We start from the raw sequence: 14,528 nt of genomic DNA, 5'->3' as shown, positions 1-14,528 counted from the left end.
AAGAAAACGAAATGCCGCACCGGGTCGCCGGTTCTCGTGTCCTCGGTCGACATGTTGGGATGATATTTCACTATCCGGCGCATTCTTAAATTAAATAGTCTATTTCTTTTATAGAAAATATCCCACCCTTCCGTGCATCGACTTTCGTGTCCTGCAACCGATGAGGGGAAGATCAACGATGACATTGGTAAAAACTGTGAGAACGGTCCTGCTCGGCCTGCTTGCCTTCGGCACCATGAGCGGGGTGGTCGCGGCCCAGACGAACGCGCCCCTTCTTCCGAAGGTGCCGCCCGGAACGGTCCTGACGGTCGGCGATCCGGTGACGCAGAAGGCGCTGGAGGTCTCCGGATTGATCAAGGAACTGTCGTTTGAAGTCAAATGGGCCAATATCAGTGGCGGCCCGCAGACCTCGGAAGCATTCCGTGCCAAGGCGCTCGACGTCGGGTCGGTGGCCGAAATCCCTTCGATCTTCGCCAACTGGAACAACCTGCCGGTTCGCAACATCGCCTATCGCGAACGCCGCGACCCGATTGCCAATCCCATCTACCGCTTCGGAGTGGCGCCCGGCGCTGGCATCAAGACGCTGGCCGATTTCCGCGGCAAGCGCATCGCCTTCAGCCCCGGCCAGGCCCAGGGAGCACTCGTTCTGCGCGCCCTCCATGCCGCAGGCCTCAAGAAAAGCGACGTCACCCTGGTCGAACTGCCGAGCACCGGCGATGTCTATCCGAAGGCGCTGGCCAGCAAGCAGGTCGATGTCGCGCCGCTCGGGGGCGTCTATATAAGGCGTTATATCGCCCAGTACGGCGGCGATGGCGCGACGCTCGTCGAACACGGACTGCGTGATGATCCGGGCCATCTCTATGCACCGCAATGGGTGCTCGACGATCCGGCGAAGGCCGCGGCTCTCGCCGAATATGTCGGGCTTTGGGCACGCGCCACCGAGTGGGTGAACAAGAATCCGGAGATCTGGATCAAGGAATATTATGTCGGCCAGCAGGGTCTGAGCCAGGATGACGGCGAATATCTGGTCAAGCTGACCGGGGAGCAGGTTGTTTCGGGAGATTGGAACGAGGTGAAAAAGCGGCACCAGGAGACGATCAACCTGCTGGCGGCGGAGCTCGGCTACAAGCCCTTCGACGTGGAAAAGATCTTCGACAACCGGTTCGAAAAGACCGCCTCCGCCGCCTTGGCGAAGAGCCAGTAATCCCCCTGCATCATCCAAGAGGAGATCCGAAGCATGGCAACCATTTGGGATGCGGATGAGGCGAAATCATCCCGGTCTTCCAGCCGTGAAAGTGCATATATCGTTCCAGCCGTGGCGAGGCCCGTCACGTCCCGGAGCCGCCGGAGACTGGGGCCGGGACCGGCGATACCATTCGGGCTTCAAATCGGGCCGGCATTGCTGGTGCTGCTATGGGTAGGCGGCTCGGCTCTCGGGTGGATCGATCCGCGCATCCTCTCTGCGCCCTGGACGGTCGTCGAGGCTTTTGGAAGGCTCATCGAGCAAGGCCGGCTGCAGGACAACTTCGTGACATCGGCGACGCGTGCCTTGCTTGGGCTCAGCATCGGTCTGGTCATCGGCACGATCCTGGCCGTCACCGCCGGTCTTTCCCGGATCGGCGAAGCACTGATCGACGGCCCTGTTCAGATCAAGCGCGCCATCCCCACATTGGCTCTGATCCCCCTGTTGATCCTGTGGTTCGGCATCGGCGAAGGCATGAAGGTCACCACGATCGCCCTTGCGGTCATCATACCCATCTACATCCACACCCATAATGCGCTGCGCGGCATCGACAGCCGCTACGTCGAACTGGCCGAGACCCTGCGCATGAGCCAGAAGGATTTCATCTTTCAGGTGGTGCTGCCCGGCGCATTGCCCGGCTTTCTTCTGGGCCTGCGGTTTGCCGTCACTCTCTGCTGGGTTTCGCTTGTCGTGGTCGAGCAGATCAACGCCACCAGCGGGCTCGGTTACATGATCGACCTCGCCCGCAACTATGGGCAAACCGATGTCATCCTCGTCGGCCTAGTCGTCTATGTACTGCTCGGCCTTGTCTCGGACGGTCTTGTCCGCCTGCTCGAACGGAGGGTCCTCTCATGGCGCCGCACTCTAGCCAACTGAAGTCCGCATCCAGAGCCGTGCATGTCCGCAACCTCGTGCGCCGGTTCGCCACCAAGACGATCCTGGATCGCGTGGATCTCGATATCGCCGAAGGGGAGTTCGTTGCCCTGCTCGGCAGGAGCGGCTCCGGCAAAAGCACCTTCCTCAAGGCGCTCGCCGGCCTCGATCACGACGTCCAGGGAACCGGCACGCTTGAAACTCCGGAAAACCTTTCCGTGGTTTTCCAGGATGCACGTCTTCTGCCCTGGCGCACCGTGATCCAGAACGTCACTCTCGGTCTGCCGGGGGCTGCCGGGCAGGAAGCAGGCAGGAAAGCATTGGCCGAGGTGGGGCTCGAGGGGCGCGAGGCAGCCTGGCCAAACCAGCTTTCGGGCGGCGAACAGCAGAGGGTCGCTCTTGCTCGCTCGCTGGTCCGCCAGCCGTCCCTGCTTCTGGCCGACGAGCCTTTCGGCGCCCTCGACGCGCTGACCCGGCTGAAGATGCACTACCTGCTGCGGGAATTGTGCGCAAGGCATCGGCCTGCCGTGTTGCTTGTTACCCACGACGTCGACGAGGCAATCTCGCTCGCCGACCGGATACTGGTTCTCGACGAAGGTCATCTGATCGAGGACCTGCGGATCGATCTGCCGACGCCGCGCGATCACGGTGATCCGCGCTTTGCAAAGATCCGCACCCAGCTTTTGAGCCGCCTCGGGGTGGAAACTCCCGGACGGCGAGCCGCCTGAAATCCAACGGAACTCGTCATCATGACCAGCAAGGGTCAGCTCAATCTCAACGCCTCGAACGGGGGACACGTCAATGAGTAAACAGAAGAGACAAATGCGGCTTGGGGCCTTCATCATGGCGACGGGCCATCATGTGGCAGCCTGGCGCCATCCGGCTTCGCAGGCCGACGCTGGCCTGAATATCGATCACTACCGCGAGCTGGCGCAGACGGCGGAACGGGGCAAGTTCGATCTGGTCTTCGTGGCCGACAGCCCGGCCGGCTGGGAGCGCGCCAAAGACCCGGAGGCGCTTCGGCGTTCCTCGCAGGGTGCCCATTTCGAGCCGGTGACCCTGTGGGCCGCGCTGTCGCAGACCACGAGCCATATCGGCTTCGTCGCCACGGCATCCACCACCTATGAGGACCCCTACCTTCTGGCGCGCAAATTCGCCTCGCTCGACTATATCTCCAAGGGCCGGGCGGCCTGGAATGTGGTGACGACAGGCGCGGATGTTTCCAAGAACTTCTCCATCCCCGGTCATCCCGCCCATGCCGACCGCTACGCGCGCGCCGAGGAATTCGTCGATCTGGTGAAAGGGCTGTGGGACAGCTACGAGGACGACGCCTTCATCCGCGACAAGGAAAGCGGCGTCTATCTCGACCCGGACAAGGTGCATCTCGTCGACCACAAGGGCGAGTTCTTCTCGGTCACCGGTCCCCTCAATGTCGGCCGACCCGTGCAGGGTTATCCCGTCATCGTCCAGGCCGGCGCATCGGAACCCGGCCGCGAGCTGGCCGCCAGAACCGCCGAGATGATCTTCACTGCCAACCAGACGATCGAGGACGCGCAGGAATTTTATTCCGACGTCAAAGGACGGCTTGCCCGTTATGGACGCAGCCAGGACGACCTGTTGATCAGCCCCGGCATATTCCCAGTTCTCGGCGGCACCGAAAGGCAAGCACAGGAGAACTACGACTATATCCAGTCGCTCGTTCACCCCTCGATCGCCTGGAACATCCTTGCCCGCCACTACAAGGGCGTCGACCTCTCCGGTTATTCGCTGGACGATCCCGCTCCGCCCCTGCCGCAGGATACGGAACTCAACAAAAGCCGCCTCAAGCTGGTCACCGATCTGGTATCGCGCAACAATCTGACGCTGCGCCAGTTCTATCTGGCAGTTGCGACCGCTCGCGGCCATCGAACGGTGATCGGCACGCCGGAACAGATTGCCGACGCGATGCAGGAATGGTTCGAGAATGGCGCTGCCGACGCTTTCAATATCATGCCACCGATCCTGCCCGCCGGATTGACGGATTTCGTCGACCAGGTCGTGCCGATCCTGCGCAAGCGCGGCCTTTTCCGACATGAATATGAAGGAACGACCCTGCGGGAGAACCTCGGCCTCAAGCGCCCGCAGAACGGCTTCGTGCTTCGCTCACAGCTTGAGCCGGAGGCACGGGCAGCCGTATAGCTCCCGCGCCACATTAAATCCCCTGGCCCTGAAGATGGCGACACCGCCGATACTTCTCGGCCAGGACCTTCCGCTCGCCTCTTCTCGGACAGGCTTCGCTCAGGCGCTCAATGCCTGCCTACGGTTGTTGACGAAGCCGGCTACTTCCGATTGAGGCATTGCCTTGCCGAAGATATAGCCCTGCCCTATATCGCAGCCCTGGCCAAGGAAGTAGGCGAGCTGGGCGTTCTCCTCGATCCCTTCGACCGTGGTCTTGAGGTTGAGACTGCGGCTTAAGCCAAGCACGGCGTCGATGATTTTGGCGTTCTTGTCGTTGTGGGTAAAACTTGAGACAAAGCTCTTGTCGATCTTGATCTTGTCGAACTTGAAGCGCGCCAACTGCGCCAGGCTTGAATATCCGGTTCCGAAATCATCCAGCGCCACCTGGATGCCGGCGGCATGGAATTGCTCGATCGTCGCGGCGGCAAGGTCCGGGTCGTCGATCAGAGCATTTTCGGTAATCTCGATTTCCAGCCTGGACGCCTGTAGGCCGGTCTGCTGCAGGATGTGGAGAACACGGCTTGCGAGCAGCCTGTCTTCCATCTGGACCGGCGACACGTTGAAGGAGAGCGACAATGTTCCCGGCCAAAGCTGCGCATCGCGGCAGGCTTTCGACAGAAGCTGCTCGAAGAGCGTGGTAATGAGGCCGGTCTCTTCGGCCACGGCAATGAAGTGTTGCGGTGAGACGAATACGCCGTCCTTGTTCCACCGGGCAAGCGCTTCGAAACCGCAGAGTTCACCTGTCCTGAGATTGATCAGCGGCTGGTAGAAGGGTTCGATCTTGCCCTCGTCGATGGCCCGGCGAAGGTCGCCTTCGAGTTTGGCGCGCTCAGAGACCTTTTCCTGCATTTCAGGCTGGAACAGGGAATATTGATTGTGACCTCGGCTCTTCGCCTCGTATAGCGCGACGTCCGACCGATGGCAGACTTCCTCGAGCGAGCTACCGTGGTCCGGCAGGCGCGCATAACCGACGCTGGCACCGACTTGCGTCAACAGAGTGCCGATGCGGACCGGTCGGGAAACCGAGTGGATGAGCAGCTGCGCGAAGAGCTCCTCCTTTTCCGGCAAGAGATTACGAGCCACGGCGACGAACTCGTCGCCGCCGAAGCGGAAGACGCATTCGTATTCAGCCAATGCGCAGATGCGCCGTGACACTTCCTTCAGCAGGACGTCGCCGCCCTGATGGCCGAGAAGGTCATTGACCTTCTTGAAGCCGTCGAGATCGATCGAAAACACCGTTGCGGTCTGCCGCCCGTTATCCTCGTCCGTTTCCTGCTGCCTTTCATCGGGGTGCGAAAGGACGAACCTGTCGAAGGCATAGCGGTTGGGAAGTTTCGTCAGATGATCGTGCGTGGCGATATGGTCAGCCTCATTGAAGGCCTTCCGGCGATTCATCATTTCACTGCGCATATCGAGAATGCGCAGCACCGAATAGGCGAAGCTCGCAAGCCCTGCAACGATGAGTACGATAATGATGAGATGGGCTTTTCCCGCACTGATCGACTGAACCAGCTCCAGCAGCAGGTCGTCATAAGCTATACAGCCGATGAGCAAAACCATCGCGACTGCCGTCACTTGCGCCAGCTGCCTGCCGGCTTTGCTTTCCAGAAAATCCTTCATCTACCCCTCCAACTCCGTGATCCTAGGAGAAATAATTAAAGGATTTGTTATTCCCGGTTGTGCTTCCTTCTAGTTTAGCCAGAAGAATGATAGATTCGGCGCCGGCAAAAGTATGTCGCCGGACGCACCTCGCTCGGCCGAACGAAAAACTCCCCTCGCATTGTTTGTCAATCCACGGTCTGGCGGCATCAGTTGATGTCGTTCTTGAATATTGCTCCTTTAAGAGCCTCTGACAGTTCGGCAAGCTGGTAAGGTTTTCGCAGGATCTTGATGCCTTGCGCGTCTGCCGCCTGTTTGGCGACCTCGGAATATCCACTCGTCAACAGGATCGGCAGGTCCGTGCGGCGGGCGCGAATTTCCTTTGCCAACTCCACGCCGTTCATTCCTCCAGGCATCATGATATCGGAAAATACCAGGTCCACCCGCCGCCCGTTCGCAAGCGCGCCGAGAGCAGCGGCAGCCGTCGCGGCACGGACGACCTGAAATCCAAGATCATCCAGCATTTCACTGACAAGAGCCGCGACTTCGTCGTCGTCTTCAACCAGCAGGATGCTGCCCGCCGAAGCCGGGCGTCGCCGCGCGACGTGCAGATCGACCAGATTGTGCTGATCCGGTCCAGGCTGGTTCGAAGAACGCGGCAACAAGAGGATTATTTTCGTTCCCCGGCCGATTTCGCTTTCGATCTTTATCTTCCCGCCCGACTGCTGGACGAAACCGTGCACCTGCGCAAGGCCAAGGCCGGATCCCTTGCCAATGTCCTTGGTGGTAAAGAACGGCTCGAACACGCGCGCCTGCACCTCTCGGGTCATTCCGGAGCCGTTGTCGCTGACGGAAAGGCAGACGAAGTCCTTGGCGGGGCCGGCTTGATCCGAGACAGGAACGTTTTCCGCGCGGATTTCTATCGTGCCCCCTTTGGGCATCGCGTCGCGGGCGTTGACTGCAAGATTGAGAACAACAAGTTCCAGCTCGCTTGCGTCAACCTCGACGGGCCACAGATCAGGTGAGAACTCGAGGGTGACATGGACATCGCCCCTCAGACTGCGGTCGAGCAGTTCGCGCATCCCCCCGATCTGGCGGGCGAGATCGACTGTCTGCGGCCGGAGTTCCTGCCGGCGGGAAAAAGCCAGAAGCTGCCGTGTCAGGCCCGATCCGCGTTCGGCGGCTTGGCGCATGCCGTCCATCAAGCGTTTTCGCCTGGCCGGGTCCGTCTGGCGGTCGAGCATTTCCAGTCCTCCGGAAATCACCATCAGCAGATTGTTGAAATCGTGAGCGACGCCCCCAGTCAATTGGCCGATCGCTTCGATCTTCTGGGCTTGCCGAAGCTTCTCCTCCACATGCGCCCGCACCGTCATCTGGTCGCGCAGGGCCTCGTTTGCTGCTTTGAGTTCCTGGGTGCGCACGATGACCTGCTTCTCCAGTTCCTGGGCGGCCTGCTCGCGCTCTTCCAGCAGCGTACGCAGTTCCAACTGTCGGGCTCGCGCGCGAAGCGCCGATTGGATCGTGCTGACAAGGGTCAGAGCCTGGATCGGGCGCTCCAGAAGGGACACGTTGCGCAAGGAATCGATCAGTTTCTGCCGCCATGCCTCGATGCCGGTCTGCTCCTGGCGGCTGGTCAGCAGGATAAAAGGAAGATCCGACCATGGCGGCTGGTCGGCAACCCATTTGAAAAGCAAACTCGCATCTTTTCCGAACAGGGCCTCTTCGGCAATAAATGCGGCTGCAGCGCCGGTCTGCAGTGCTCCCGTGAGGTTTTGAAGATCGTTACAGGCCTTTGCCGCGATGCCGCTTCGATTGAGCAAGCCGACTGAGGCGGCCGCATCTCTGCCGACCGGAGCAAAGACAATAACGGGTTCTGGTTGGTCTTCACCTGGCGCCATCATTTCCGTCTGCTGAACTCGTTACAGGAGCGGCTGAAAAATACGGCGAGCCGGCTAGCACGCCGGTGAACTCGAGCGTCGGCGGCCCGAGTTTGATGCCATTGTCGGACAGCCTGAACTCGCGCACGCTGTGCTCGTGCCTGCCGCTTCGCTTTTTCACGACGGATATCGCTCGGCGCACGGTGCCCTGCACTTCGAAATACCGCAGCATGATGACGGAATCGCTGAGATAGCTCAGGTCGAGCGGAGCCTCGAGCGGGCCCACGAGCCCATGCTGTGCGAGGACAAGGATGGTCAGTACGCCACGCTGGCCAAGGTAGGTCAGCAGTTCGTGCATCTGCAGGACCAGAAAACGCTCGTCCGGCATCGCATTCATGTAGCCATTCAAACTGTCGATGACGACGACGCGCGCGCCGTCGACCTCCACGCTTTTCTGGACGTTGGCGGTAAACTCCCCTGGAGATAGTTCCGCAGGATCGATCTGCTGCAACCGGATCAACCCGCTGTCCAGATGGGTTTGAAGATCGAAACCCAAGTTCCTGGCCCGCGCCTGCAGCGTTCCACGCCCCTCATCGAAGGCATAAATGACGGCATGTTCGCCGCGGTTTGCCGCCGCCAAGGCATAGGTCAGGGCAAGTGACGACTTTCCTACCCCGGCGGCCCCCAGGAACAGGACGTTGGTACCTCGCTCGAGCCCGCCGCCCAGCATGTCGTCGATTTCCTTGTTCCCGCTGGAGGTGAACTCGTCGTCGAAAGCCTGATGATGCTCCGCAGCGATGAGGCGCGGAAAAATGTGGAGACCACCCTTCTCGATCGTGAAATCATGGTAGCCGCCGCGAAACTTGATGCCACGCATCTTGACGACCCGCATGCGGCGCCGTTCTGCGCCGAAGTCGATCGCCAACTGCTCCAGCAGCACGACCCCGTGGGAAATCGAATGGAGTTGCAGGTCGTTCTGTTGAGACGACAGATCGTCAAGAAGGATGACGGTGCACTGCCGGCTGGCGAAGAAGTGCTTCAGCGCCAGGACCTGGCGCCGATAACGCAGCGGACTGTGAGCGAGGAGGCGCAATTCGGAAAGGCTGTCGATGACCACGCGCCTCGGGTTGAGTTCGGAGACGCGATCGAGAATGAGCTTCGTCGTCTCGTTGAGCTCCATTTCCGCCGGATGGAAGACCGTCAGCTCGCGGTCGGGGTCGAGCGTGGTCTCCGGAGGGACGAGTTCGAAGACCTCGATACCCTTGAGCGACCAGCCGTGACGGGAGGCGACAAGCTGCAGCTCGCGTTCCGTCTCGGAAAGGGTGATGTAAAGCACCTGCTCTCCCTGGCGGACACCTTCGAGCAGAAATTGCAGGGCGATCGTGGTCTTGCCCGTGCCAGGCCGGCCCTCGTAGAGATAAAGCCGGTTTTCATCGAGGCCCCCGTCGAGGATGGTATCGAGACCGGGCACGCCGCTCGAGATACGCGGAGGGTCGACAAACTCCGCCTCTTCGAACCGTTCTGTCATGTTCAACCTTTGCAGTGGAAACCCTTGAACAAGATCATATAGATTGCGGCGGACAAGCCTCAAGAGGGGCCGCCGAGGTATGCCGGACGGCTTTCGAAAGGCTCGCCCGCCCCACAAAGCATCAGGCGGAATGTTGTTCCCAGTACCAGGCCACATACATCATCTTTTTGTCGTGCCTGCGGCTTTTCAGGAAGGCGCGGATGGAACGGACGTCCTCTTTTTCGCAGGCGACCCAGACGAAGGTACCGTCCTTGATGGAGGCGACCGCTTTCTTGGCTTCCTCGGCAAGAATGCCTTTCGCTCCGGCCGGATAGCTCCGCCGATGCAGCCAGCGGATATCCAACGACCCCGCCGACGGAAGCGGCTGCTCCTCCGCTTCATCCAGCACTTCGATGATAACCTGCATCCGGGTGCCCGGCATCACTTCGGCCGCGATCCGGGCGATGGCGGGAAGAGCACTTTCGTCGCCGACCAGAAGAATGGACTGTGCCGCCGGAAGGCTTCCCCCTCCGGGCCCGAGCAGCGCTACTTTTTCTCCGGGCTGCACGTCGCGGGCGAAATCGGCTCCAGGTGTCGCCACGGGGGAGGACGGATGCTGCAGGAAGTCGATCCACAATTCCCGGCGTTCGATATCGACGGCGCGGATCGTATATATGCGAACCAGAATCTCGTCTTCGCCCTCGGGCCAGGAGACGCGCCCGTCTTGGCGGATTCCCGGCCAGACCGGCGGCCTGCCCTTCGGGGGAACCAGAAGACGGACGTGCATGTCGCCACCGACGAACGGCGCTATATCGGCGCAAGCAAACTTCACCCGCCGCATGTGAGGGGTGACATCCTCCGCCGAGACGACCGTCACCTCGTGGATATTCGGCAGCACCGCGAGGGACGAATGCTCGGACCACGTCAATTCAAGAGAATCCTCTCCTGCAAAATAGAACAGGTGCTCTGCAATCATCGTCTGATTCAGCTGCAAGGCCGCTTCCGACTCGCAGGCCAGTTCGATCAGGAGCTTGCTGTCTGCCAGTCGAATGCTCGTCGTGCTGTGCTTGCTCTTCAGCAGTGCGTGGTTCTCGCTTCGCTGCACGTCGGCATGCTCGATGAAGTGCTCGCAGATTTCGTCGAGCATGCGTTCGGCATCCTTTGGCAGTGCGACGCCGGACAATTTGAGCGACTGAACTGCATTCATGACCGATTCTCCTTTAGATCCTGCCCCTCCGCCATCCGATGGCGGCCGATCGGCAGCATGATCGGCCGGCCCGATGTGGGGTCGGTAATGACGCGGCTCTCGAGCCCGAAGACCTGCCGCACGTTCTTTTCCGTCAATACGTCCTCGGGCCTGCCGGCAACATGCACCCGCCCCTCGGCTATCGCGACGAGGTAATCCGCATAACGCGCCGCGAGATTGAGATCGTGCAGGACCATGACGACGGTGGTTCCCCGCGCGTGGTTGAGATCGGTCAGCAGATCGAGAACTTCGACCTGGTGATTGATGTCGAGAAAGGTCGTCGGTTCGTCGAGCAGCAGAACATCCGTCTGCTGTGCCAGCGCCATGGCGATCCAGACGCGCTGGCGCTGCCCACCTGAAAGCTCGTCCACCGGCCGCTCGGCAAGCTCGACGGTTCTGGTCACCGTCAGCGCGCTCTCGACGGCTTCGTCGTCCTTGCGCGTCCAGCGTGAAAACAGGCCTTGATGCGGATGCCGCCCGCGGCTGACGAGATCGGCGACGGTAATGCCCTCCGGCGCGATCGGCGACTGGGGAAGTAGCCCCAGTGTCCGGGCCAGCTCCCGGGATGGGATACGATGGATCGATTTGCCGTCCAGCAACACATGCCCCTGGCTGGGCGAGATGAGCCGGGACATGGTGCGCAAGAGCGTGGACTTGCCGCAGGCATTGGCGCCGACGACAGCGGTAATCTTGCCGGGCGGCACCGTAAGATCCAGCGCGTGCAAAATTTCGGCATCGTTATAACCGGCCGAAAGCCGGCTCGCGGTCAGAGAATGAACAGTCATAGCGAACCTCCCATCCGGTTGGCGCGCACGATCTGATAGATCAGATAGGGCGCGCCGAGTGCTCCGGTCACCACACCCACCGGATAACGGCTTGGCAGAAGGAATTGACCGACATAGTCCCCGCCCAGGACGAGTATCGCCCCGATCAATGCCGCCGGTATCAGCAACGATCCGTTACGTCCGATGACCCGGGCGGCGATCGGTCCGGACAGGAAGGCGACAAAGGCGATCGGCCCCGCCACCGCCGTCGCGGATGCGATCATCCCGACCGCCGCAACCATGACCAGCATTCGGGTCCTTGCCACCTTGACCCCCAAGGCCGCAGCCATGTCGTCGCCCAGGCGAAGTGCCTCCAGGTCGCGCCCCCGGCTGAGCAGAAGTCCGCCAAATGTGACCAGCACTAGGAGAAGCGGAAGCGCCTGGCCGAGCTGCGCGCCGTTGACGCTGCCGGTCAGCCAGCGCATGGCCTCCTGCAGGTTCCAGGCCGGAGCGCTGGAGAGGATATAGGCGACGACGCTTTCCAGCATGGCCGAGACGCCGATCCCGACGAGAATGAGCCGGGTCCCCGCAACCCCGTTGCGGAATGACAATGCGTAGATCAGCAGCGCCACGGCAAGGCCGGCGCCAACCGCCAGGACCGAAACGATCGGCCCGCTCAATGACAGGACAACGATGGCAAACACGGCCGCAGCACTTGCGCCCGAAGTGATGCCAATGATGTCCGGGCTGGCCAGCGGATTGCGCAGCATGAGCTGGAACGTGACGCCGCCGAGCCCAAAGGCCAGTCCGGCGAGAACGGAAAGGACCGAGCGCGGCAGCCGCAGCTTGCCGACCGTAAAGGCAGCACCTGCGACATCCTCCCCGAGCAGGACGCGCATGACGTCACCGGGCGGCGTGAAGGACTGGCCGAGCGACAGGGTCACCGCAAAAAGAATGACGAGGACAGCCAATAAAATGGTTGTCACGAGAACATGCCGGCGCGTGCGCCGGCGGCGATTTTCAACGATGAGACCAATAGTTGGGGAAAGCACTGTCACAGTTCTCGAACCCGCTGCCGCCTGACGATCCAGATGAAGAACGGAGCCCCGACGAGGGCCGTGATAATTCCAACGTCGATTTCGGCAGGTCTGGTGGCGATACGCCCGACGACATCCGCCGCCAGCAGCAGGCAAGCGCCGCCAAGCGCGGAAAACGGCAGCAACCACCGATGATCGATCCCGACCAGCAGACGGCAGGCATGCGGTACGACCAGTCCCAGAAAGCCGATTGGCCCGCAGACTGCCGTTGTTGCCCCACACAGGAGAATGGCACCAAGCGAGGCGACAGCGCGGGCCACGGCGACGTGTTCCCCGAGCCCTGCCGCGACATCATCGCCCAAAGCCAGTGAATTCAGCTTTCGCGCCGACAGAAGGCTAACCACGAAACCGGCGGCAAGAAACGGCAGGACCGGAACAATGCGCTCGAAGGTCGCGCCGCCCACGCCGCCGATCTGCCAGGAGCGGATGCCGCCCGCGATATCGGCGCGCGGCAACACCACGGCAATCACCATGGAGGAGAAGGCAACCGACGTTGCGGCTCCGGCCAGCGCCAGCTTCAACGGCGTCGCCCCGCCGCGCCCGAGCGATCCTATCGTGTAGACGAAAACCGCCGAACACCCGGCTCCGAGGATCGCAGCCCAGATATAACCCTGCGCGGAGGACATATCGAACAAGACCACGCCGGTCACGACGGCCAGCGATGCCCCCATATTGACGCCGAGAATGCCCGGATCGGCGAGAGGATTGCGGGTGACGCTCTGCATGATTGCCCCGGCAAGCCCGAGCGCGGCTCCAGCAAGTACGGCAAGCACGGTCCTCGGGATACGCACGCTCACTGCTGCCTGGCCGATGCTGTCGATCCGCCCCGCGAGCGCCGCCACGATATCGCTCCAGGCCACCTCACGGGTGCCGACCGTGACGGAGAGCGCACAGAGAGCGGAAAGGGTGAGGACCAATCCGGCTAGCCAGAGACCGCGGATCCGGTTCGAACGTCGAGAGACGAGCGACCGAGAGAACGATCGTATGCTGCCGGCCGTCATTTGGATTTTCTGGCCGCGTCCGCAAGCAGATCCACATAGTCCTTCAAGACCCATGAGATCGAAAGCGGTGTCGGATTTGCCGCCGTGCCGATCGGGTTGCGGCCGAGCATGACGAGAGCGCCCTTGTCCACAGCCGGCATTCTGGACATCAAGGGGTTCGCCGCCAGCGCATCGAGCAGTTTCCGGTTTCCATAGGTGACGACGATATCGACGTCGTCGAAGACGTCGATGCGCTCGGCGCTGACAGAGCCTGCGAATTTCCCCGACTTCGAAGCCTCGACGACGCTTCCGGGGGACTTCAGACCAAGATCCGCGAAGAACCTCACCCGGGTATCGTTCGTCGTATAGAAGTTGACGGTGCTCAGGTCAGTCGCATCGAGATGGGTAATGAACATCGCGGATTTACCCCGGAGCTCAGGATGCCCGCCAACCACTTTGGCGATGTCGGCTTCGATCCTTGCGATCAACGCCTCGCCTTCGGAGGCCATGCCCATGCCAGCGCTGTTCAGGCGGATCATGTCACGCCAGTCGGTCGACCAGGGCGCTTCGGGATAGGCGACGACCGGAGCGATCTGGCTCAAAGTATCATAATCCGATTGGCTCAAGCCGGAATAGGACGCCAGGATCACATCGGGCTTGGTGGCGGCGACCGCCTCGAAATCGATGCCGTCCCCTTCATCGAAAAGCACCGGCTTGGCGGCATGGAGCGCTGCGAGCCTTTCGGCTACCCAGGGCAATATCCCATCGCCGTCGTCGTCGCCGAAATTGGCCCTGGCGAAGCCGACAGGCACGACACCCAGCGCCAGCGGCACTTCATGGTTTGCCCAGGCGACGGTCGCAATTCTTTCAGGCTTCTTGGCGACGATCGTCGTGCCAAACGCGTGCTTGATGGTGACGGGATAGGTCGTTCCTTCGGCAGCCCGGGCGCCTGCCCCGGCGCTGCCGAACGCAACAATCCAGATGGCTATCGCCGCCATTTTCACGGCCGAAAGCAGTAACCGCAGCATCGTCAAACTCCGCAGACCTTAAGTGGACTTTCACTTTCAGGTTAAGAGAGCCACGTCAACCGCCCTCCAGGCCTGCACCGACAAGAGCACTGAGATT

Annotated in this window: 12 protein-coding genes and 1 pseudogene; 4 read left to right on the top strand and 9 right to left on the bottom strand. The window is 61.2% G+C overall.

Annotation, left to right across the window (positions count from 1 at the left end):
- The first annotated feature begins 178 nt into the window (after nt 1-178).
- The 4 genes from MOV63_RS01370 to MOV63_RS01355 all read left to right on the top strand — a co-directional run bounded on the left by MOV63_RS01370 (nt 179) and on the right by MOV63_RS01355 (nt 4,294).
- Nucleotides 179-1,204, top strand: coding sequence for an ABC transporter substrate-binding protein (locus MOV63_RS01370; protein WP_040125583.1), 1,026 nt, complete (start codon nt 179-181; stop codon nt 1,202-1,204).
- Nucleotides 1,205-1,237: 33 nt separating this feature from the next.
- A complete protein-coding gene (locus MOV63_RS01365; protein WP_040125928.1) occupies nt 1,238-2,119 on the top strand; it encodes an ABC transporter permease in 882 nt (293 codons plus the stop codon).
- The gene (locus tag MOV63_RS01360) at nt 2,095-2,844 is read left to right on the top strand and encodes an ABC transporter ATP-binding protein (protein ID WP_247031192.1); all 750 of its coding nucleotides are present in this window, start codon (nt 2,095-2,097) and stop codon (nt 2,842-2,844) included. The genes MOV63_RS01365 and MOV63_RS01360 overlap by 25 nt, the downstream gene beginning before the upstream one ends.
- A 73-nt stretch (nt 2,845-2,917) precedes the next feature.
- On the top strand, nt 2,918-4,294 hold the full coding sequence (locus MOV63_RS01355; protein ID WP_247031191.1) for an LLM class flavin-dependent oxidoreductase: 1,377 nt from the start codon (nt 2,918-2,920) through the stop codon (nt 4,292-4,294).
- A 99-nt stretch (nt 4,295-4,393) separates the two neighbouring features.
- Here the strand turns inward: MOV63_RS01355 and MOV63_RS01350 are convergent, their stop codons facing one another.
- The 9 genes and pseudogenes from MOV63_RS01350 to MOV63_RS01315 all read right to left on the bottom strand — a co-directional run bounded on the left by MOV63_RS01350 (nt 4,394) and on the right by MOV63_RS01315 (nt 14,401).
- Entirely contained in the window at nt 4,394-5,953 is a 1,560-nt protein-coding gene (locus tag MOV63_RS01350) for a bifunctional diguanylate cyclase/phosphodiesterase (protein ID WP_040125586.1), read from the bottom strand.
- 188 nt (nt 5,954-6,141) lie between these two features.
- A complete protein-coding gene (locus MOV63_RS32730; protein WP_309500811.1) occupies nt 6,142-7,014 on the bottom strand; it encodes an ATP-binding protein in 873 nt (290 codons plus the stop codon).
- A gap of 102 nt (nt 7,015-7,116) precedes the next feature.
- Nucleotides 7,117-7,200: pseudogene (locus tag MOV63_RS32725) on the bottom strand (hypothetical protein); the annotation flags it as partial.
- Between the two features lie 616 nt (nt 7,201-7,816).
- A complete protein-coding gene (locus MOV63_RS01340) occupies nt 7,817-9,337 on the bottom strand; it encodes an ATPase domain-containing protein (protein ID WP_051900666.1) in 1,521 nt (506 codons plus the stop codon).
- Nucleotides 9,338-9,458: 121 nt separating this feature from the next.
- Entirely contained in the window at nt 9,459-10,523 is a 1,065-nt protein-coding gene (locus tag MOV63_RS01335) for a DUF2218 domain-containing protein (RefSeq protein WP_247031190.1), read from the bottom strand.
- Complete coding sequence (locus MOV63_RS01330) at nt 10,520-11,347, bottom strand: ABC transporter ATP-binding protein (protein ID WP_247031189.1); 828 nt, start codon at nt 11,345-11,347, stop codon at nt 10,520-10,522. Before MOV63_RS01330 ends, MOV63_RS01335 begins: the two co-directional genes overlap by 4 nt.
- The gene (locus MOV63_RS01325; RefSeq protein WP_405029288.1) at nt 11,344-12,378 is read right to left on the bottom strand and encodes a FecCD family ABC transporter permease; all 1,035 of its coding nucleotides are present in this window, start codon (nt 12,376-12,378) and stop codon (nt 11,344-11,346) included. The genes MOV63_RS01330 and MOV63_RS01325 overlap by 4 nt, the downstream gene beginning before the upstream one ends.
- Before the next feature lie 2 nt (nt 12,379-12,380).
- Nucleotides 12,381-13,424 carry an iron ABC transporter permease gene (locus tag MOV63_RS01320; RefSeq protein ID WP_247031187.1) on the bottom strand — a complete coding sequence of 348 codons (1,044 nt, stop codon included), beginning with the start codon at nt 13,422-13,424 and terminating at the stop codon, nt 12,381-12,383.
- Nucleotides 13,421-14,401 carry an iron-siderophore ABC transporter substrate-binding protein gene (locus MOV63_RS01315; protein ID WP_405029290.1) on the bottom strand — a complete coding sequence of 327 codons (981 nt, stop codon included), beginning with the start codon at nt 14,399-14,401 and terminating at the stop codon, nt 13,421-13,423. Before MOV63_RS01315 ends, MOV63_RS01320 begins: the two co-directional genes overlap by 4 nt.
- Between the last annotated feature and the right edge of the window lie 127 nt (nt 14,402-14,528).

The sequence above is a fragment of the Neorhizobium sp. SHOUNA12A genome (assembly GCF_023006505.1).
GTDB lineage: Bacteria > Pseudomonadota > Alphaproteobacteria > Rhizobiales > Rhizobiaceae > Neorhizobium.
The sequence above is the reverse complement of the archived record's forward strand: the minus strand, read 5'-3'. Positions and strand labels throughout refer to the sequence as shown.

Excerpts from the sequence above, each read along its gene's own strand:
- MOV63_RS01350 (WP_040125586.1), bottom strand. The coding sequence starts at position 5,953 with ATGAAGGATTTTCTGGAAAGCAAAGCCGGCAGGCAGCTGGCGCAAGTG.
- MOV63_RS01365 (WP_040125928.1), top strand. The coding sequence starts at position 1,238 with ATGGCAACCATTTGGGATGCGGATGAGGCGAAATCATCCCGGTCTTCC.
- MOV63_RS01355 (WP_247031191.1), top strand. The coding sequence starts at position 2,918 with ATGAGTAAACAGAAGAGACAAATGCGGCTTGGGGCCTTCATCATGGCG.
- MOV63_RS01335 (WP_247031190.1), bottom strand. The coding sequence starts at position 10,523 with ATGAATGCAGTTCAGTCGCTCAAATTGTCCGGCGTCGCACTGCCAAAG.
- MOV63_RS01360 (WP_247031192.1), top strand. The coding sequence starts at position 2,095 with ATGGCGCCGCACTCTAGCCAACTGAAGTCCGCATCCAGAGCCGTGCAT.
- MOV63_RS32730 (WP_309500811.1), bottom strand. The coding sequence starts at position 7,014 with ATGCGCGAACTGCTCGACCGCAGTCTGAGGGGCGATGTCCATGTCACC.
- MOV63_RS01315 (WP_405029290.1), bottom strand. The coding sequence starts at position 14,401 with ATGGCGGCGATAGCCATCTGGATTGTTGCGTTCGGCAGCGCCGGGGCA.
- MOV63_RS01330 (WP_247031189.1), bottom strand. The coding sequence starts at position 11,347 with ATGACTGTTCATTCTCTGACCGCGAGCCGGCTTTCGGCCGGTTATAAC.
- MOV63_RS01370 (WP_040125583.1), top strand. The coding sequence starts at position 179 with ATGACATTGGTAAAAACTGTGAGAACGGTCCTGCTCGGCCTGCTTGCC.
- MOV63_RS01320 (WP_247031187.1), bottom strand. The coding sequence starts at position 13,424 with ATGACGGCCGGCAGCATACGATCGTTCTCTCGGTCGCTCGTCTCTCGA.
- MOV63_RS01340 (WP_051900666.1), bottom strand. The coding sequence starts at position 9,337 with ATGACAGAACGGTTCGAAGAGGCGGAGTTTGTCGACCCTCCGCGTATC.